15 protein-coding genes and 1 tRNA gene are annotated in these 20,025 nt (G+C 59.5%); 9 read left to right on the top strand and 7 right to left on the bottom strand.

Annotated elements, in window-relative coordinates:
• Window positions 1-234: 234 nt before the first annotated feature.
• A tRNA-Arg gene (locus OKW98_RS22355) sits at window positions 235-306 on the top strand.
• Between the two features lie 87 nt (window positions 307-393).
• Here OKW98_RS22355 and OKW98_RS22350 read toward each other — a convergent pair.
• From OKW98_RS22350 to OKW98_RS22335, 4 genes are all read right to left on the bottom strand, one after another.
• On the bottom strand, window positions 394-1,971 hold the full coding sequence (locus tag OKW98_RS22350; protein ID WP_416147560.1) for a diguanylate cyclase: 1,578 nt from the start codon (window positions 1,969-1,971) through the stop codon (window positions 394-396).
• 23 nt (window positions 1,972-1,994) lie between these two features.
• On the bottom strand, window positions 1,995-2,591 hold the full coding sequence (locus OKW98_RS22345; protein WP_265386704.1) for a chemotaxis protein CheB: 597 nt from the start codon (window positions 2,589-2,591) through the stop codon (window positions 1,995-1,997).
• Window positions 2,592-2,796: 205 nt separating this feature from the next.
• Entirely contained in the window at window positions 2,797-4,446 is a 1,650-nt protein-coding gene (gene mqo, locus OKW98_RS22340) for a malate dehydrogenase (quinone) (RefSeq protein ID WP_265386703.1), read from the bottom strand.
• 378 nt (window positions 4,447-4,824) lie between these two features.
• A complete protein-coding gene (locus OKW98_RS22335) occupies window positions 4,825-6,465 on the bottom strand; it encodes a methyl-accepting chemotaxis protein (protein ID WP_265386702.1) in 1,641 nt (546 codons plus the stop codon).
• Window positions 6,466-6,773: 308 nt separating this feature from the next.
• On the opposite strand from OKW98_RS22335, the gene OKW98_RS22330 reads away from it, so the two are divergent.
• Together OKW98_RS22330 and OKW98_RS22325 are read left to right on the top strand one after the other, a co-directional pair.
• On the top strand, window positions 6,774-8,378 hold the full coding sequence (locus OKW98_RS22330; protein ID WP_265386701.1) for a tetratricopeptide repeat-containing response regulator: 1,605 nt from the start codon (window positions 6,774-6,776) through the stop codon (window positions 8,376-8,378).
• Complete coding sequence (locus tag OKW98_RS22325) at window positions 8,375-9,067, top strand: sensor histidine kinase (RefSeq protein ID WP_265386700.1); 693 nt, start codon at window positions 8,375-8,377, stop codon at window positions 9,065-9,067. Before OKW98_RS22330 ends, OKW98_RS22325 begins: the two co-directional genes overlap by 4 nt.
• An 89-nt stretch (window positions 9,068-9,156) precedes the next feature.
• Here OKW98_RS22325 and OKW98_RS22320 read toward each other — a convergent pair whose 3' ends face one another.
• A complete protein-coding gene (locus OKW98_RS22320; protein WP_265386699.1) occupies window positions 9,157-9,879 on the bottom strand; it encodes a FadR/GntR family transcriptional regulator in 723 nt (240 codons plus the stop codon).
• Between the two features lie 292 nt (window positions 9,880-10,171).
• Window positions 10,172-11,914, bottom strand: coding sequence for an IlvD/Edd family dehydratase (locus OKW98_RS22315; protein ID WP_265386698.1), 1,743 nt, complete (start codon window positions 11,912-11,914; stop codon window positions 10,172-10,174).
• 230 nt (window positions 11,915-12,144) lie between these two features.
• Here OKW98_RS22315 and OKW98_RS22310 point away from each other — a divergent pair, with 230 nt between their 5' ends.
• The 6 genes from OKW98_RS22310 to OKW98_RS22285 all read left to right on the top strand — a co-directional run bounded on the left by OKW98_RS22310 (window position 12,145) and on the right by OKW98_RS22285 (window position 18,601).
• Complete coding sequence (locus OKW98_RS22310; RefSeq protein ID WP_265386697.1) at window positions 12,145-13,461, top strand: MFS transporter; 1,317 nt, start codon at window positions 12,145-12,147, stop codon at window positions 13,459-13,461.
• 239 nt (window positions 13,462-13,700) lie between these two features.
• The gene (gene araD1 / locus OKW98_RS22305) at window positions 13,701-14,693 is read left to right on the top strand and encodes an AraD1 family protein (protein WP_265386696.1); all 993 of its coding nucleotides are present in this window, start codon (window positions 13,701-13,703) and stop codon (window positions 14,691-14,693) included.
• A gap of 306 nt (window positions 14,694-14,999) precedes the next feature.
• On the top strand, window positions 15,000-16,325 hold the full coding sequence (locus OKW98_RS22300) for an MFS transporter (RefSeq protein WP_265386695.1): 1,326 nt from the start codon (window positions 15,000-15,002) through the stop codon (window positions 16,323-16,325).
• 83 nt (window positions 16,326-16,408) lie between these two features.
• Window positions 16,409-16,708: a DUF5629 family protein gene (locus tag OKW98_RS22295; RefSeq protein WP_265386694.1), complete on the top strand. Its 300-nt coding sequence runs from the start codon at window positions 16,409-16,411 to the stop codon at window positions 16,706-16,708.
• Between the two features lie 344 nt (window positions 16,709-17,052).
• Window positions 17,053-18,222, top strand: a complete 1,170-nt coding sequence (locus OKW98_RS22290) for a lactonase family protein (protein ID WP_265386693.1) — start codon at window positions 17,053-17,055, stop codon at window positions 18,220-18,222.
• A gap of 196 nt (window positions 18,223-18,418) precedes the next feature.
• Window positions 18,419-18,601, top strand: coding sequence for a hypothetical protein (locus tag OKW98_RS22285; RefSeq protein WP_065986171.1), 183 nt, complete (start codon window positions 18,419-18,421; stop codon window positions 18,599-18,601).
• A 432-nt stretch (window positions 18,602-19,033) separates the two neighbouring features.
• Here the strand turns inward: OKW98_RS22285 and OKW98_RS22280 are convergent, their stop codons facing one another.
• The gene (locus tag OKW98_RS22280) at window positions 19,034-19,552 is read right to left on the bottom strand and encodes an SMI1/KNR4 family protein (protein WP_265386692.1); all 519 of its coding nucleotides are present in this window, start codon (window positions 19,550-19,552) and stop codon (window positions 19,034-19,036) included.
• Window positions 19,553-20,025: the final 473 nt, after the last annotated feature.

The raw sequence follows: 20,025 nt of genomic DNA, 5'->3' as shown, positions 1-20,025 counted from the left end.
GAGTGCAGTCTGCATGCCAATCTTGAAAGTAAATAAATACTATAAAAATCAATGAGTTATTTAGATATTTTGGGATTGTAGGGTTGCGTTTTGCAATAAGGCCCATGGCCATCGTTGCATTCTGCACGATAGCCCTCTGATGTGACTGGCAGGCACCGGCCTACAGCTCCCGTTGATAATGACGACATGACAAGCCAGCGCCTTGTCGTTAAGATGCACGCCGTCTGTTTTGGTGTCCTCTTAGTTCAACGGATAGAACGAGCCCCTCCTAAGGGCTAGATGCAGGTTCGATTCCTGCAGGGGACATATCTGATTCACCTGTACTCCCGTCTGACACCACCCCCTCTCCTCTGACATGTCTTGGCCATTTGGCCAATCAACCCAATCTGTCGGTCATGCCGGCGCGTTCGCCTGAGTGTGCTGATCCGCGTACCAACGATTGCGGCCATTATTTTTCGCGTAATAAAGATAGGCATCCGCCGCTTTGATCATGCCGGCAGGCGTCGTGTCTTCCAGCGCAGGGAATCTGGCGGTGACGCCCGCACTGGCGGTGACGATCTGTTCAGGATGGTCGGCGTGCTCCAGCGCGAGCCCTCGTATGGCCTGCAAGATGTCCTCGGCGAGACGGCCCGCACCCTGGATGTCGGTGTCCGGGAGCAGCACTGTGAACTCTTCGCCACCGTAGCGAACCGCGAGGTCCGCAGGCCGTTTCAACACCCCGCTGATCGCCTGGGCGACTTGCTGGAGACAGTCGTCACCCGCCGCATGGCCGTAGCGGTCGTTGAAGCGCTTGAAGTAATCGATGTCGAGCATGATAAAGGCGAGCGGGTAGCGCTGCCGTTTTGCCCGACCGATCTCGCTGTCGAGCGCCATGTCGAGGCGGCGCCGGTTGCCCAGTCTGGTCAGGCTGTCGGTGAGGGCCATGTCTCTGACGGCCTGATGGGCGAGGCGGATCTCGCTCTCCATGGCCATGCGACCGCGCAACTGGGTCAGCACGATGAAGGCAAATCCGATAAACCCGGCGATCAGGACCAGCAGTACGAGCCCGGACTTGAGCAGATCGTGACGCCACGGCCCGACGAAGGATTCTCTTGACAGCCCTGCTTCGACCACCAGCGGGTAGCTCGACAGCGCACGAAAGGCGTACAGCCGGTACGTGCCGTCAACCACGGCTCTGACTTCTGCGATCCCTTCGTTGGCGGTCGGTAGGTAGCGTTTGAAGATCTCGCTGTCGGCCAGGCTTTGCCCCACCACGGAATCCATGAACGGGCGTCTGACCAGAATGGTTCCGTCACGCATCGTCAGCACCAGCGCGCCGCGATCATCAATCTTGAAGTCGCCGTAATAATCCATGAAGTAGCTGAGCTTGATGGTCCCCACCAGTACGCCCGCGAACGAGCCGTCAGGATTGTTCAGCCGTCGGGAGACCGGGATGACCAGCTCGCCGGTGGAGCGGCTTTTGACCACATTGCTGATGCGCACGCGTGGATCGTTATGGTCACGGTGATAAATGAAGTAGTCCCGGTCCGCATTGTTCGGGGTGTCCGGGGGCACATCCTTGTCCGTGACGATCCATCGCCCGTCGGCGCCATAGATGAACAGCCCGTGGAGCTGAGGCATGAGCCTGGATTGCTGCACCATGAGTGCATGGATGCGCGGGGCATTGATATTGGCCAGACCATCGCCTTCGACCCGCTCGCCCAGGGCGTAGGTGAGGATGTCGACCTGCCTGATGGCGTCCTCAGCGTGCTGCGCGGTTGCACGGGCCAGATTGGTGACCGAGTCCCGGGCGAAGTCGTAGGCGTGGTTGTAATCGCGCCAGGCGCGCCACCCCTCGACCGAGATGAAGGTCATCAGCACCAGGATCATGAATGCAAGGGTGAGGCGAAACACGGCCGTGTTCCGTCCCGGGCCCAGATCCAATAGATCGAAGGGGCCTGACGGCGGTGGTTGCTGTTCGCCTCCTGGCATGCTTGCTGGCCTCCTATGAACGGTCAGTTGTGAACGCTGCCGACCGCGTTGATGAGCGCGTCTGCCATTTCTTCCGCACTCAGCTGAGGGCTCAATCTGGTTTTTCGCATCGTCTCAATCGGCATGCTGGGCACCGGCGCTTCTTCTGGACGCTGTACGAAACTCAACCCGCCAGCGTTCCTGACCGCTACCGCCCCATCCGATCCATCGGAGTCGCCGCCTGACAGCACCAGGCTGATCACCCGCTCACGAAACACTTCGGCGGCGGTGACGAACAGGCGGTCGGCTGCGGGACGGGCGTAATGTACCTTGGGTCCGTCGTCGAGATGAATGAGCCCGGGGGAGACGATCTCAAGATGCCGGTCAGCAGGGGCCAGATACACGCGGCCTGGCAACACCCGCTCGCCTTCCTCACCGTAGCCGACAGGCAGCGCCGAGTAGCGACCGAGCACCGAAGCCAGGTAGTCCGGGCCTGACGGGGGCGTGTGAAGAACGATAAGCACGGCAGCGGGAAAATCCGCCGGCAGCTTGGCGAGCAGGTGCCGCAAGGCCTCGGTCGCGCCTTGTGAACCTGCGATGACGACGACATCCCTCAGCACTTGGGTGTTTGTAGCGTCCATACCGTTCTCCCTGAATGGTTCTATAGGGTGGACCTGACGCAAGCGCTCGCCGTTCATTTTCACGTCATCAGCGGCTGCCGAATCTCCTCAGGCCATTCGCGCGTCCCTTGTGTTAATCAATGGGCAATAAAAAAGCCACGAGACGCTGAGTCTCGTGGCTTTGTTGAACAGCAGCATCAGATTCGATGCGACCGGTCAGGCGTTATTACAACGCCATGTCGCTGGCCGGCTTGCTTTCAGCAGGCTTGCCTGGCGCGGCAGGGGTGGCAGGGGTGGTGCCGACGCTCTGATCGAGCACAGGCGGCTTGCCCAGTTGCAGCACTTCGGCCGTGTAGTTCCACTCTTGCTGAACAGCGGCTGGCGAGTCATTCAGCTTGGTGCCATAGCTCGGCACGATCTGATGGATCTTCGCTTGCCACTCTGGCGTCGCGACCTGGGTCTTGAACAGTTTTTCCAGGACGTTGAGCATGATCGGTGCAGCGGTCGACGCGCCTGGCGATGCGCCCAGCAAGGCAGCGATGGTGCCGTCCTGGGAGGAGACAACTTCAGTGCCCAGTTTCAGCACGCCGCCCTTGTCCGCGTCACGCTTGATGATCTGCACGCGCTGACCGGCCTGCCACAGGCGCCAGTCTTCTTTCTTGGCGTGCGGGAAGTATTCCTGCAGCGCCTTGAAGCGGTCGTCGTCAGACAGCATCAGCTGACCGGCGAGGTACTCGACCAGCGGATACTGCTCCACGCCCACCTTGGTCATCGGCCAGATGTTGTGGGTGGTCATGCTGCTGAACAGGTCGAAGTACGAACCTTCTTTCAGGAACTTGGTAGAGAAGGTAGCGAATGGGCCAAACAGGATCACGCGCTTGCCGTCCAGCACGCGGGTGTCCAGGTGCGGAACCGACATGGGCGGCGCGCCGGTGGAGGCGATGCCGTAAGCCTTGGCCATGTGCTGCATGGCAACGGTCGGGTTCTCGGTGACCAGGAACGAGCCGCCGACCGGGAAGCCTGCGTAGTCCTGAGCTTCAGGCACGCCGGATTTCTGCAGCAGCTTCAATGCACCGCCGCCTGCACCGATGAACAGGAACTTGGCGTCGGTACCGCTGGTGGTGCCGTCTTTCAGGTTCTTGTATTCAACGTGCCACGAGCCGTCGTCGTTGCGGGTGATGTCGTTGACTTCGCTGGACAACTTCAAGTCGAAGTTCGGGCGGGTCTGCAGGTAGGACACGTACTGACGGGTGACTTCACCCCAGTTGACGTCGGTGCCGATTGGCGTCCAGGTGGTCGCCAGCTTCTGCGAAGGATCGCGGCCTTCCATCATCAGCGGGACCCACTTGGCGATCTGCGCCGGGTCTTCGGAGTACTGCATCGGGCGGAACAGCGGGCTGGCTTGCAGCGCGTCATAACGCTTTTTCAGGAATTTGATGTTGTCATCGCCCCACACAAAGCTCATGTGCGGTGTGGTGTTGATGAACGAAGGCGGGTTCTTCAGGACGCTCTGGCGGACCTGCCACGACAGGAACTGACGGGTGACCTGGAAGGCTTCGTTGATCTCGATGGCTTTGGAGATGTTGACCTTGCCGTCTTTGTCTTCAGGCGTGTAGTTCAGCTCGGCGAGGCCGGAGTGACCGGTGCCGGCGTTGTTCCAGCCGTTGGAGCTTTCTTCGGCGACCGCATCAAGACGCTCGACCATTTCCATCGACCAGCCTGGCTCGAGTTCATTGAGCCAGACGCCCAGGGTCGAACTCATGATGCCACCGCCGATCAGCAGTACATCGACTTTCTTGCTTTCTGCGGCGTGGGCTTGCAGGAAGGTGGCCGAAATCGCGAGGCCCAGTAGAGCGGTGCTCGTTTTCTTGAACATCGAATCATCCAATAGATAGAAAGTTATCCGCCTGCAGCATTCGTCGCGCAACGTCCTGCAATGCCGGGCGCCAGTGTGCGGCGCGAACGTCAGACAGGCTTCGCTCTCGGAAAACGAGGAGGAAGGGTCAAGAGGCCAGTGAAAAGGTCGACCTCGTGTTCTATGTCCCTCGGTGCTGTGCTTTTTATTCGATCATTGGAATCAGCAGCTTGAGTAAACATCATCCACCGCAGGACCTGGTCATCAGGTCCATCCCCTGCGGCGGGCGGGGATTGTACCCGAAATGTCATTTTCGACAAATCGGGTGTCAAATTAGTCAATACGCCATTTTGTCTCAGGGTGGCGATTGGCTGGCCGGGCGCCGAAACGCCACGCCGGTTACAGCGTGAATTTGCCCACCATGGAGTGGAAGGATACGGCCAGTCGCGACAGGGCCTGGCTCGATGCGCTGGTCTGATTGGCGCCGGCTGCGGTCTGCGTCGACAGGTCCTGGATATTCACCAGATTGCGGTCTACCTCGCGAGCCACTTGCGCCTGTTCCTCGGCCGCGCTGGCGATCACCAGGTTGCGTTCGTTCATCTGGCTGACGCCTTCGCTGATGCGTTCCAGCGCGTGGCCGGCTTCGGTGGCCAATGATTGGGTGTGCACGGCGATCGCCTGACTCTTGCCCATGGCCTTCACCGCTTCGTCGGCGCCATTGCGCACCTTGCTGATCATCGATTCGATTTCGCCGGTGGAGGTTTGAGTGCGGTGGGCCAGGGCACGTACTTCGTCCGCCACCACCGCGAAGCCCCGACCCTGCTCGCCGGCGCGGGCCGCTTCGATGGCGGCGTTGAGGGCCAGCAGGTTGGTCTGCTCGGCGATGCCGCGGATCACGTCGAGCACTTTGGTGATGTCGCGGATCTGCCCGGCCAGCGCTCCGACGCGCTCGGTCGATTCGGTGATTTCCACGGTCATGGTGTTCATCGCGCTGACGGCCTGCTGCACTTGTTGCTGGCCCTTGATGGCATCTTCGGAAGTCTGCGCAGACACCAGCGACGCGCTGGCGGCGTTGCGCGCCACTTCTTCCACCGCGGCGGTCATCTCGTTGACGGCCGTTGCGGCTTGCTGGATCTCATCGTTCTGACGCATCAGCCCGCGGGTGCTGTCGTCGGTCACCATGGTCAATTCTTCAGCGGCGGACGCCAGTTGATCCGAAGCGGTGGCGATCTGCTGAACCGTGCCCTTGAGGCTGCCCTGCATGTTGGACAGCGCCTTGAGCAACTGCCCGGTTTCATCCTGGCCGCCGAGATGGATAGGCTGGCTTAAATCACCGCCCGCTACCCGGGTGGCGCTGGCCACCGATTGATAGATCGGCCGGGTGATCATTCGCGTGACGATCAGGCCCAAGGTAATGGCGCACACCACCGCTATCAATGAACCGATGATCAGAATCCACGTCACCTGTTTGTCCGTTTCGATGCCTTCCTGGGCCTGTTCATTGGCTTGCCGCGCGTTGGACTGGATCATGATCTTCAGCTCGCCCATGGTCTTGCGATAACTTGGGGTCACGCTGGTGGCGGCCAACTTGCTGGCTTGCTCGAGATCGCCGCTTTGCACCACCGACAAGGCGTTGAGGGCGGCGCTGATGTAAGCGGCCCAGTCGCGCTCGAAGTCATCACCAGCGGCCTTCTCATCCGGGGCCAGCGGAGTGGCCCTATAGGCCTTGAAGTCCGTCTCGGCCTGCGCCTGGTTTTCCTTCAATGACTGGATCGCCGCGTTGATGTCATCCGGGTTGGCCTTTAGCGCGCTCAGTCCGATGACCTTGAAGAAGTCACGGTTGGTAGCGATGACGTTGGCTTTGACCGAATCGACTGTGGCGATCGAGTAGAGGTTGTCGCTGACGGTGTTCTGGAAGAGATCGTACAGCCGGGAAATACCGCTCTGCCCCAGCACACCCACCACCACGGTGATCAGCGCACACAGACAGAAAGCCGAAAGGAGCTTGGTCTTCAATTTCAGGTCGGTCAGCCAGGACATGGGGTGCACTCGGAGGGAATGGGTTGCGGCTGTTGGCTACGCGTTGCATGACTGGATATCGGCGGAGCGCTCAAGGACTTTACCTGGTCTCCTGCGGATCCTTCGGTATCGATGCCCCGTCAACACGGCGCGAGGGCCTCACTTTTCCCGCTTGGCGTGCCTAAGCTTTGCCCTGCAGCCGCCGATAACTCGGACAAGCGGCGTCATGCCGCAACTCTATTGGCCGTTTCTTCCCGGACGTTGGGAACGAGACCGCCGCCCTTGCAAGTGCCTCAGGGCCGATTATTTATCCGGTGACAGGAATCTCGATGCTGGCGTGGAACCAAAAAACCTTTCTGATCGTCGACGATTTTTCCGACTTCCGCAGTTCGGTCCGCTCGATGCTGCGCGAGTTGGGCGTCAAGGCGGTGGACACTGCCGACACCGGCGAGGAGGCGCTGAAGATGTGCGCGCAGAAGCGCTACGACTTCATCCTCCACGACTTCAATCTGGGCGACGGCAAGAAGAACGGCCAGCAGGTGCTCGAAGACCTGATGACCGATCGGCTGATCAGCCATGAAAGCGTGTTTGTCATGGTCACCGCCGAGAACAGCCAGGCGATGGTGATGAGTGCGCTGGAGTGGGAGCCTGATGCCTACCTGACCAAGCCGTTCAACCGTGCAAGCCTGGCTCAGCGTCTGGAAAAGATCGTCCAGCGCAAGACGTTGCTCAAGCCGATCCTGCAAGCGCTCGACCGCAGCAACCCGACCGAAGTGCTGACCGCCTGCGTGGCACTGACCCAACAGGACCCACGCTTTGCGCCGCTGTGCCTGCGCTACAAAGCCGATGCACTGCGTGACCTTAACCAGCACGAGCCGCTGGAAGCCTTTCTCAAGTCGATCCTGGCCGACCGCCCGCAACCCTGGGCGTACGTGGCGTTGGGCAAGCTGCTGTTCAAGCGCGGGCGTAACGCCGAAGCGCAGGCCGTGTACGAGGAAGCGATTCGCGCCTTCAATGCCATGCCGGTGCTGTACGACGGGCTGGCCGACGTGCTGGTGGCCAGCGGCGATAACAAGCGCGCGCAGAAGATGCTGGAAGAGGCCGTGCGCTTGTCGCCTTACGCCGTGCGCCGTCAGCGTCTGCTGGGCAAGCTGGCGCTGGAAAACGAGGATTTCGACGGCGCTTCGAAGGCCTATCGCCAGGCCGTCTCCCAAGGCCAGTTTTCACGCTTCAAGGATCCCGAAACCAACCTGGGTTTCGCACAGGCATTGATTAGCCGTGGCGGCGAGCGCGGCCTGGATGCGCGCGCCCGCGTCGAAATCAACCAGACCCTGACCGAAGTCGCCAAGGAAAACGGCAACGATGCCGGCCTGCAAGTGCGCGCGCGTTTGATGAAGGCCACCAGCGTCGCGTCCTCCGATCCGGAAATGGCTGCCAAGCTGACCGAGCAGGCGATGGAACGGCTTGAGGGCATGGAGCAGTTTCTCAGTGCCGATGCGGCCCTAGCGGTGGCGTCGCAGCTCAAGGCCCTCGGCCAGGAAAACGCTGGCGCGGGCATTCTGAAAAGCTGTGCCGAAATTTACGGCGATGATCCGCTGGTCATGCAGAACATCGCCAAGCAGACCGACGATCCCGAGATCCTCGGCGCCGGCAAAGCGGCCATCGATTTCAACGTTCAGGGCATTCGCTGCTACCGCGCCGGCAAGCTCGGCGAGGCGCAGGACCTGTTCCGCCAGGGCCTGGCCCTGCAACCGAAAAACATCAGTATCGCCCTGAACATGGCGCAGTCGCTGCTGCACATGGGCGTTCAGAATCTCGACGCGGCGAGCCTGGCAGAATGCCAGAACAGTCTCAAGATGGTGGGCAAGATGCCGGAGACCGACCCGCGCTTCGAGCGTTTCCAGAAACTGCGACTCAGGGCTTTCGGCGAATGAAAGATCAGGATCTCGGGCTCGACTTTTCCATGGTAATTGCGTCCACCGTTCACGACATGAAGAACTCGTTGGGGTCGTTGATCCAGGCCCACGGCCAGTGGGTCAAGCAGCTTCCCGAGGCCTATCGCGGTACGCCGGAGCAGGGCGTCATCGATTACGAATTCGCTCACTTGAACGGCATGCTGGTGCAACTGCTGGGGCTGTACAAGCTTGGGGTGAACCAGCTGCCGTTACGCCCCGATTATCATGAGCTGGATGACTTCATCGAAGCGCAACTGGCCTTCCATCAGGAAGTGCTCGTCAGTCGGGGCATCACGGCGCGCTATTCGGTTGATGATTTCGGTCTGCCCGGCTTCTTCGATCGCGAGCTGGTGGGCTCGGTGGTGTCCAACGTGGTCATCAACGCCATCCGCTTTGCGCGCAGTGAAGTGCTGATTACGGCAGGGCAGGTCGGCGAGCAACTGGTAATCAGCATCAACGACAACGGGCCGGGGTTTCCCGCGCGCATGATCGAGGAGCAGACCGACTACGTGCTGGGCATCAACCAGAACAGCGGCAGCACCGGACTGGGTTTGTATTTCGCGGCGAACATCGCCCGACAGCATCAGCGCAAAGGCGTCCCCGGCCACATCGAAATCGCCAACGGCGGCGAGCTGGGCGGCGGTTTGTTCAGTATTTATCTGCCCTGAGATTGCGTGCGCTTTGCTGCGGTCGAGAGCAGATCAAAGGCCCCCCGGCTAAAGCCGGTCCTACGAAGTGCACGCGTCGTTTTGTGGAGTTACAGCTTCACGCCTTGCCCCAGCACCGCATTCAGCGCATTGCGCGCATCGTCCAGTTGCACCAGCGTGGCGTGATGGGCGCCCAGCGCATCGCGGTTTTCGATGGCGGTGAGGATGGCGCGATGGCGGGGCAATGCCAGTTCGTGCAGGTTGGGGCGTTTGTTGGAATGCTTCAACGCCTCGCGCAAGGCCAGCGACAGCATGTTGCACAAGTGCGCGAGCAAATCATTGTGAGTCGCGTCGGCGATGCGGCTGTGGAAATCCAGGTCGGGTTGCAGCACGTCTTCGACAGTCGGCGCCGCGGCCATGCGGTCGTAGGCTTCGCCGATGGCGGTGATGTCTTCAGGTGTCGCGTGTTGCGCGGCGAGGGCGGCGGCGGCCGGTTCGATGATGCTGCGCACGCTGGTGAGCAGGGCGAAAAACTCGTTCTGCGGCGAGCTTTGCATCAGCCAGTGCAGGACGTCCGGATCAAGGATGTGCCACTCGCGGCGCGGCTTGACCACCGTGCCCACCCGCGGCCGGGAATACACCAGCCCTTTGGCGACCAGTACCCGCGTGGCTTCGCGCAGCACCGGACGACTGACGGCATATTCTTCACACAACGAGGCTTCGGCGGGGAGTTTGTCATCAGGCTTGAAACGGCCCGAGACAATCTGCATGCCGATGTCCTGGACAATGCGCGAGTGCATGCTTTTACGGTCGGAGGGCTTACGGTAATCCATGGGGCGCGGGGCAATCCTGAGCGGTGAATGCGGCGCATCATAGCATTGGCGAACCGCACCTGGAGGGGCGCAACCTGCAGACGCGCGGTGCACTCATATTCAGATGAGACGCAGATCGTCGTAGGAGCCGGCTTGCTGGCGAACGCGGAGTGTCAGCGAATCAGTTGCCTACTGAACTACAGCGCTCGCCAGCAAGCCGGCTCCTACGGTTTGGCGGTGCGAGTGATATTCAGATCAGACGCAGCCTTTTGTCCAGCAGCTCAATCCATGGCTTTCAATCAATGGCTTTCAATTAATGAGAGTGCCGTGGCACTTCCGAGCCGCGCATGCCGACCAGGAAGTCGAAGTCGCAGCCCTGATCCGCCTGCATCACATGATCGATGTACAGCTGACGGTATCCGCCGATCAACAGCTGCGGCGGCGCTTGCCAATCGGCCAGGCGCGCGGCCAGTTCCGCTTCCGGGATGTCCAGGTGCAGGCGGCCGGTCGCGCAATCCAGTTCGATGAAGTCACCTTCCTGCACCACCGCCAGCGGACCCCCGGCAGCGGCCTCGGGCGCCACGTGCAACACCACCGTGCCATACGCCGTCCCGCTCATGCGCGCATCGGAAATCCGCACCATGTCCGTCACGCCCTGGGCCAGCAGTTTGGCCGGCAGACCCATGTTGCCGACTTCGGCCATGCCCGGATAACCCTTCGGCCCGCAGTTCTTCATCACCAGAATGCTGTTGGCATCGACGTCCAGCTCCGGATCGTTGATGCGCGCCTTGTACATGTCGAAGTTCTCGAACACCACGGCGCGACCCCGATGCTTCATCAGCGCAGGCGTGGCGGCAGACGGCTTGAGCACCGCGCCCAGCGGCGCCAGGTTGCCGCGCAGCACGCAGATACCGCCATCGGCCACCAGCGGATTGTCGATGGCGCGGATCACTTCATCGTCGCCATAGATCGGCGAGTTCTGCACGTTTTCCCAGAGCGTCTTGCCGTTGGCGGTCAAGGCGTCGGGATGGGGAATCAGGTTGTTCTCGCCCAGACGACGTAACACCGCAGGCAGGCCGCCCGCGTAGTAGAACTCTTCCATCAGGAAGCGCCCGGAAGGCTGCAGGTCCACCAGCGTTGGCGTGCCGCGACCGATGCGGGTCCAGTCGTCCAGCTCCAGCTCGACGCCGATACGACCGGCGATGGCCTTAAGGTGGATCACCGCGTTGGTCGAACCGCCGATGGCGGCGTTGACGCGAATGGCGTTTTCGAAGGCCTCGCGGGTCAGGATTTTCGACAGGCGCAGGTCTTCGTTGACCATCTGCACCGCGCGCATGCCGGACATGTGCGCCAGGACATAGCGGCGTGAATCGACCGCAGGAATCGCAGCGTTATGCGGAAGAGAAGTACCCAGCGCTTCGGCCATGCACGCCATCGTCGAGGCGGTGCCCATGGTGTTGCAGGTACCGGCGGAGCGCGACATACCCGATTCGGCGGAAAGAAACTCGTCGAGGCTGATCTGCCCGGCTTTGTAGGATTCGTGCATCTGCCAGACGATGGTGCCGGCGCCGATGTCCTTGCCCTTGTGCTTGCCGTTGAGCATCGGCCCGCCGGTGACGACGATGGCCGGGATGTCACAGCTGGCAGCGCCCATCAGCAGGGCAGGGGTGGTCTTGTCGCAACCGGTCAGCAGCACAACGCCGTCGATGGGATTGCCGCGAATCGCTTCTTCGACGTCCATGCTCGCCAGGTTGCGGGTCAGCATGGCGGTCGGGCGCAGGTTCGATTCGCCGTTGGAGAAGACCGGAAACTCAACCGGGAAACCACCGGCTTCGATGACGCCGCGTTTGACGTGTTCGGCGATGGTGCGGAAGTGGGCGTTGCAGGGGGTGAGTTCGGACCAGGTGTTGCAGATGCCGATGATCGGCTTGCCCTGGAACTGATGGTCGGCGATACCCTGGTTCTTCATCCAGCTGCGGTACATGAAGCCGTTCTTGTCGGCGGTACCGAACCACTGGGCGGAGCGCAGCACGGGTTTCTTAGCGGAATCAGACATAAATCAGCACTCTTATTGTTAGGCTTTATTTGTAAGACTAAAGGCTGCAGGTGACCCCTAAAATAGGCCGAAAATGTCGCGAGTGGAAGAGTTGTAGTCTTAAATAGTAATACTATATAGTCGATCTCAACCGAGGGACGACCCTGCCGGCTTCATCCGCAGCAATGCGCACACGAAGGCAGAGGCGATCCCCGCAGGCTTCCATAACAAAAACAATGAGGACCGCATCCATGAGCCAGGAACTCAGGCTTATTCGTCGCATCACCTTGAAACTGATTCCCTTCCTGATCCTGCTCTACCTGATTGCCTATGTGGATCGCTCCGCTGTCGGCTTCGCCAAGCTGCACATGGGCGCGGACGTCGGCATCGGTGACGCGGCCTATGGCATGGGCGCCGGCCTGTTTTTCATTGGCTACTTCCTGTTGGAAATCCCCAGCAACCTGATGCTCGAACGCTTCGGCGCGCGGCGCTGGTTTGCGCGGATCATGCTCACCTGGGGCGTCATCACCATGGGCATGGCCTTTATCCAGGGCCCCACCAGCTTCTATGTCATGCGCTTCTTGCTCGGCGCTGCCGAAGCAGGGTTCTTCCCGGGCGTTCTGTACTACATCACCCAGTGGTTTCCGGTCCGCCATCGCGGCAAGATCCTCGGCCTGTTCATTCTTTCCCAGCCCATCGCCATGATGATCACCGGCCCGATTTCCGGTGGTTTGCTGGGCATGGAAGGGGTGGCTGGTCTGCACGGCTGGCAGTGGCTGTTCCTGTGCATCGGCGCGCCGGCGATTCTGCTGACGCTGCCGGTGTTGCGCTGGCTGCCTGACGGCCCGAAAGACGTGAAGTGGATGGACCCGGTCGAGAAACAATGGCTCGCCGGCGAGCTTAAAAAGGACCTGGAAGAATACGGCCAGACCCGCCACGGCAATCCGCTGCACGCGCTGAAGGACAAACGCGTTCTGCTGCTGGCACTGTTTTACCTCCCTGTCACCTTGAGCATTTATGGCCTTGGTTTGTGGCTGCCGACGCTGATCAAACAGTTCGGCGGCACTGACCTGGCCACAGGTTTCATTTCTGCCGTGCCCTACATTTTCGGCATCGTCGGCCTGTTGATCGTCCCGCGCAGCTCCGACCGGCTCAATGACCGCTATGGTCATCTGGCGGTGCTGTACGTAATCGGCGCCACCGGCCTGTTCCTCAGCGCGTACCTGACGGTTCCGGTGCTGCAACTGGCGGCGCTGTCGCTGGTGGCGTTCTCGCTGTTTTCCTGCACCGCGGTGTTCTGGACCTTGCCCGGTCGATTCTTCGCCGGCGCCAGTGCAGCGGCGGGCATTGCGCTGATCAACTCGGTGGGCAATCTGGGCGGCTACATCGGCCCCTTTGTCATCGGCTGGCTGAAGGAACTGACCGGTAATCTGGCCAGCGGCTTGTACTTCCTCTCGGGCGTGATGATCTGCGGCCTGATCCTGACCGGTGTGGTCTACCGTGTTCTGGAGCGCAAGCACGCTTTGCCCGAATCGAAATTCGCCGCCAGCGCGCGGAGCAAGGCCTGACACAAAACCCCTGTAGGAGCGCGCTTGCCCGCGATGGCGGTGTGTCAGACATGAAGATGTTTCAGACAGATCGCTATCGCGGGCAAGCGCGCTCCTACAAGGGGCGTGGAAATCTGGACACTGATACAAAACCTGTAGGAGCGAATTCATTCGCGAAGCGCCGGTACTGACACCGCGCGGGTTCATCGCCAACACGTTGGCGCCTACGGAGTCTTCGAAAATTCAAACAGGAGAATCCCATGCATTTAGTACAGTTCGAGCTGGGCAATGGCCAGCGTCGTGTCGGTCTGGTGGACGGTCCGCTGGTTCGCGAAATCCAGGGCGCGACCAGCACCCGTGATCTGGCCTTGGCGGCCATCGAAAAGAAGATTTCCCTCGCCGAGCAGGTCGACAGCCTGGGCCTGGGCGAAAACCACGATTATTCACAGCTGCGCGCCGATCTGATGATTCTGCCGCCGCTGGACCATCCGGACCCGGCCCACTTGCTGGTCAGTGGCACCGGGCTGACCCATCTGGGCAGCGCCTCGGCGCGGGACAAAATGCACCAGCAGGGCAACGACGAGTCGGCCATGACTGACACCATGCGCATCTTCAAGTGGGGCGTTGAGGGTGGCAAACCGGCGGCGGGTCAGCCCGGCGTGCAACCGGAATGGTTCTACAAGGGCGACGGCAGCATCGTCATTCGTCCGGGCGAGTCGTTCCCGCAGCCTCCCTTCTCCGAAGACGCCGGCGAAGAGCCTGAGCTGAGCGGGCTGTACGTGATCGGTCACGACGGCAAGCCTTACCGTTTGGGTTTCGCCATCGGCAACGAGTTCTCCGATCACGTTATGGAGCGCAAGAACTACCTGTACCTCGCCCACTCCAAGCTGCGCGCCTGCTCGTTCGGGCCCGAGTTGCGGGTTGGCGATTTGCCTCAGAACCTGGCGGGCACCAGCCGCATCCACCGCGACGGCCAAGTGCTGTGGGAGAAGGAGTTCCTGAGTGGCGAGGCCAACATGTGCCACAGCCTGGAAAACCTCGAGTACCACCACTTCAAATACGCCCAGTTCCTGCGGCCGGGCGATGTCCATGTGCATTTCTTCGGCACCGCGACGCTGTCGTTTGCCGACGGCATCAAGACGCAGCCGGGGGACAAGTTCGAGATCAGCCAGCATGAGTTCGGCGCGCCGTTGATCAATGGCATCGCGCCGGCCGAGGCTGTTTTCCATCCGGGCGCTATCAAGCAACTTTGATGCTTCAAACCCTGCAGCAGCGCTGGCCGGTCCCACTGATTGCGTGGGTTTTGGGCTGCACATGGGGCAGGGCGTGAGCGAAATAATGTTCGCTGACGCGGATTTTGTAGGAGCGACCGGGGTGGCGCTCCACCTTGCCCGCGAAGGCGTAGGTAAAGACTGCCGATATGCGTCGGATGCACCGGCCTCTTCGCGGGCAAGCGCGCGCCTACAGTTGACCGCGTTAGTCCTCACTCCTGCTGGATTTTTCGGCTCCGCGTCCTACACACCCCGACACCCACATAAAAACAAAACGAGGTGCGACCCATGACCGCCACTGCCATCCCGCTGGAACACCTCGATGCCGACGCGCTCGAGGACAGCATCTACCGCAAGGTGAGCTGGCGGATCGTGCCGTTGTTCATCGCCTGTTTCCTGTTTGCCTATCTCGACCGCGTCAACATCAGCTTCGCCAAGCTGCAGATGGCCAGCGACCTGGGCTTCAGCGAAACCGTTTATGGCCTGGGCGCGAGCCTGTTCTTCGTCGGCTACTTCCTGTTTGAAGTGCCGAGCAACGTGCTGCTGCACAAGATCGGCGCGCGGATCTGGATCGCGCGGATCATGGTGTCGTGGGGCATCGCCTCCGCCTGCATGATGTTCGTGCAGACCGAATTCTGGTTCTACACGCTACGGTTTCTGATCGGCGTGATGGAAGCGGGCTTCGTCCCCGGCGTGCTGTATTTCTTCACCCAGTGGTATCCGGGCTCACGTCGGGCGCGGGTCAACTCCTACTTCAAAAGCTCCATTTGCCTGTGCGGGATTGTCGGCGGTCCGATTGCCGGGCTGATCCTCGGCCACTTCGATGGCGTCATGGGTCTGGCTGGCTGGCGCTGGCTGTTCCTGATCGAAGGCATCCCGTCCATCCTGCTGGGCGGTGTGGTGTTCTGGCTGGTCAAGGACCGTATCGAAGACGCCACCTGGCTCAGTGAGCAGGAGAAGCAAGTGGTGCTGGCGCGCATGGCGAAAGAGGCCAGGCCCGTCGTCAAGCAGACCGTCAAAGACATCTGGAAGCACCCGACCACCTACGTGATGTCAGGCATTTACCTGTGCCTGGTCATGGCGCTGACCGGGCTGCTGTTCTGGATGCCGCAGCTGATCAAAACTGCCGGTGTGATCGATACGCTGAACATCGGCTTGCTGACGGTGATTCCGTATGTGGGCGCGGTGATCGGCAACCTGCTGATTGGCGCCAGCTCCGACCGCCACGGCGAGCGCCGCTGGCACATGGCGGGTTGCGCGACCCTGACTGCCGCCGGCTATCTGGTGTGTGCATTGTTTCCCGGGCAACTGGTGCCATTGATGATCGGCATGACCATGATCATGACCGGCATCATCGCCTGGATGCCGATCTTCTGGACCATTCCGCCGCGCTTCCTGACTGGCATCGCCGCCGCTGCGGGCATTGCGCTGATCAACTCCCTCGGGCAACTGGGCGGGATCATCGCCCCATTCATGGTCGGCCGCATCAAGGACCTCACCGGTACGGCCACGCCTGCGCTGTTCGCGTTGTTCGCCGTCAGTGTGCTGGCCATCGCGCTGATCGTCTGGGGCATCCCGTCGCGCTACTACGCAAAGGAAGCCGTTCAGGACTGAACCTGCGGTCATCAGACGCCGAGGCCAGCGCTTCGGCGTCTTTTCACCTATCATTCGCGCTTTCACTGATGCGAACGACTGCCATGACCTCGACACCTCAATCCCTGCGCACTGAACTCCAGACCGCGCTGACCGCCCACAGCATGCTGGAAATCGACGGCCTGCACGCCTTCGAATTCACCCTCGACGAAATGCTCCAGATCGAAAGCATGGACGGCCGCGAGCGCAAGGTCTGGCGCTTCTCGCTGGCGCAGATCGACGCCGCCGAATTCGATGCCGCCTTGCAAAGCTGGGTCATCAACGACGGCAACGCCGACCACCGCATCGTCGTGCTTCAAGGGATTGCGGCGAGTGATGAGGATGAAGAGGGCGAGCAGGAGTAAGCGCGCTCATTCCTTAAGACGAAATTTTTGATCCAATGCGGATCTGTGGCCGGATCGAGATCAACTGTAGGAGCGCGCTTGCCCGCGATTGCGGTGTGGGCAGACAGATATTCAGTGACTGACACTCCCCATTCGCGGGCAAGCGCGCTCCTACAAGGGCTTTGTGCCGTTTGGAAATGCTGCGGCCAATCTGGGTCCTACAGATGTGGTACGTGCCGCGGATAAGCGACATCTCCCGCGATTTCAAGATACCCAGCCGGCAACTACTTTCCGCAATACGCTGTCATAGCCGTTGATCTTCCGCGTCTACGGCGCGCCGACAACTCCAACAAGAGAACAGCCCAATGACTCCAAGACTTCTGCCGTGGTTAGTGCTCGCCAGCAGCCTTTCCGCGCTCTCCGCTCAGGCCAAACCCATGACTGATTACGACGTACTGGTCGGTTCCTACACCGCCGGCGCCAGCGAAGGCATTTACCGCTTCGGCTTCAATACCCAGACTGGCCAGCTCGACGCCAAACCGCGTCAGGTGATCAAGAGCGAAAACCCGTCCTGGCTGACACTTTCCAAAGACCAGCGTCATCTGTTCGCAGTCAACGAGAACGGCCCGGGCCAGACCGACGTCGTCGGCAAAGTCAGCAGCTACGCCATCGACCCCAAGACCCACGCGGTCTCGTTCCTCAACGAGGTCGAAACCAAAAGTGAAGAGCCAACCCATTCCAGCCTGAGCCTGGACGGACGTTTCCTCTTCGTTGCCAATTACGCTGTGCATCCGCAGCCAGGTGGCGCGCTGTCGGTGGTGCCGGTCGGCAAGGACGGCAAACTGGCGCCGGTGGTGCAGACCGCGACCCACGAAGCGAGCAAGGTCAATCCGGAACGTCAGGCTTCGTCCCACGTCCATGCAGCAGTCCCCACGCCCGACGGCAAGTACCTGATCGCGATGGATCTGGGCGCTGACAAGATTTTCGTCTTCAACTACGACGCCAAGAAGCCGCAGCCGCTGCAACCGGCGAAAGTGCCCTCAGTTGATATGCCACCGGGCAGCGGTCCGCGCCACCTGACGTTCAGCAAGGACGGCAAGCACGCCTGGCTGACCATGGAAATGAGCGCGCAAGTGGCGGTGTTTGACTACCACGACGGCGTGTTCACCCGCACGCAACTGGTGGACCTCGCCAACAAGGAAGGCCAGCAAAACCGGGCCGCCGGTGGCCTGCACACTTCGCCAGACGGCAAATTCCTCTACGTTGCCAACCGTGGCGAAGTGAACGAACTGCTGGTGTTCAGCATCAACGCCGCCAACGGTCAGCTCAAGGAAATCCAGCGTCGCAGCGTGGAAGGTAAAGAACCGCGCGAGTTCGCTTTTGATCCGAGCGGCCACTTCGTGCTGATCGCCAACCAGAAAAGCAACCAGATCGTGACCGTCCGCGTTGACCCGAAAACCGGTCTGCTGGGCGACACCGTGCAGAAAGTCGACTTCGATTCGCCATCCGACTTTCATTTCCTCACGGCCAAGTAATCCCCAAGCAAGCACATAAGCGACACTTTGACGCAGGCTCAACCCTTGGTTTTCAGGGGCTGTGGGCCTGTATCAATTCAGGTGATATGGGCTAGTGCCAGAAAAGATTTTTTCCAGAACATCCTCGGGCGTAACTTTCATTCCACGGCCACGACGGTCAAGACTTGAAACGACACACCACAGCGAGGTACCCACCATGAACTTCAATCTCTTCTCCATCATCGCCGCGTCCGCCATTTCCGCCACTGTTGCTCTGCCTGCTAGCGCCAGTGTCGAAGCCACTGACAAAAAAGTCAGCTCGACCCAAAGTTACACCCCGAAGTACCTGCAACAAAGCGCCAACTTCTACGCCGCTCTGGATCACAAGATTCAACAATGAACAGCACTTCGAAGTGAATCCATTCCCCGTTAACGAACGTATCGTTGCCGGGGAATGGATTTGTAAGAACCTGATGTGAGTTGCGACTTTGTGATAACCGGAAAACGCTTTCGCGAGCAACTTCGTCTTCTACAGGTTGATGCGACCCACTGACCACTGCGTGTCAGGCCATGCATCAAGTGCCGGCGAGCTTGTTCGCGAAAGCGTTGGATTCCCTCCTTTGGTCCCTGTCTGCTGGATAAGCGATGGGGATTTTTTTGTGTGTTGGATTCAAGGGGCGATGATGAACTTGTGGGGGCGAGCTTGCTCCGTTCTGAGCGCTTTCCAATAAGATTGTCCCAAGCGTCGCAGGCGTATTCCAATACTTTGCGGGTCAAAGAACGAGATTTTGTAAAAGACAGGTAATTTTATTTCGGAGACTTGTCTGGAGATCTATGCATCTTCTATTGCGACTGGATTTCCCCCCGTCTGATTCGAAATTAACTTGTAGAACTCCTCCAGGCTCGGCGAAATAAAGTAGAGACTTCCACTATCGTTTCTCTCTGGAATATCTGTATCTCTTATCGAATTGTCTTCATGTGAGTGAGTTCGATCCCAGTAGTAGATACCAGTCCTTTTAGGTTCTGAGACAATCACATAAGGGTTACCCCCGCCATCTTCGCCAATAGCAATGGCATTATTGAGGAAAGCAAGCTCCTCAATAAATTCTTGATTGAAGGCCACCACATCGTTGCATTCTTCTTCAGGGAGCCACCCAAAGAGCCGATCAAAGCTAATGAGTCCCTCTTCGACCGAGCTCAGAGGGATTTCTACGTAGTCGGGAGCCGCTATAAAAAAGCCATTCATTTCTTGCAAAAAAATGCGGTACTCTACTGGAAGAGACTTGCCTAGCGCCAATTCAACTTGAGCTATGTCAGTCGCGGTCAGTCCTCTTTTATATACTATAGGCATTTCGTTACCCGCAATAACAAGTGGATTTAATGTTTTTACCCCGGCTGTTATCTAAGCTCGAAAAAAAGTGGTCAAGGCTATTATCCACCTGACCACTGAATTACTGCACAACCCAAAAAATCAAATCAGACCAAAATACATTTCTAGGAATTTATTAAAGCTTGACCACTGCGGCTTTAATTTTCCTTGCGTAAAGTCAGTCAGATCTTGCCCCAGTGACAACTCCACCACCTCGCCGCTGACTTTGTTATAGAAAAATCCCCCTTCACCTTCAAAGCTGTCCAAAGGAAGGTACTCCTTAGGAAGGTTGAGGGTTTCATGTGCTCGCTTTAAAGCAAGATCATAATTAGAATTCTTAGAAAACCAACACACTTGGTATATCTCTTTTCCCTTTTGGATAAAGGTCGGACCGTCCTCCGCGTGAAGGTAAAATTCTGCAAAGTCGGACGACACGTCCACTCCTAGTTTTTGGA

Source organism: Pseudomonas sp. KU26590 (assembly GCF_026153515.1).
Classification (GTDB): domain Bacteria; phylum Pseudomonadota; class Gammaproteobacteria; order Pseudomonadales; family Pseudomonadaceae; genus Aquipseudomonas.
The sequence above is the reverse complement of the archived record's forward strand: the minus strand, read 5'-3'. Positions and strand labels throughout refer to the sequence as shown.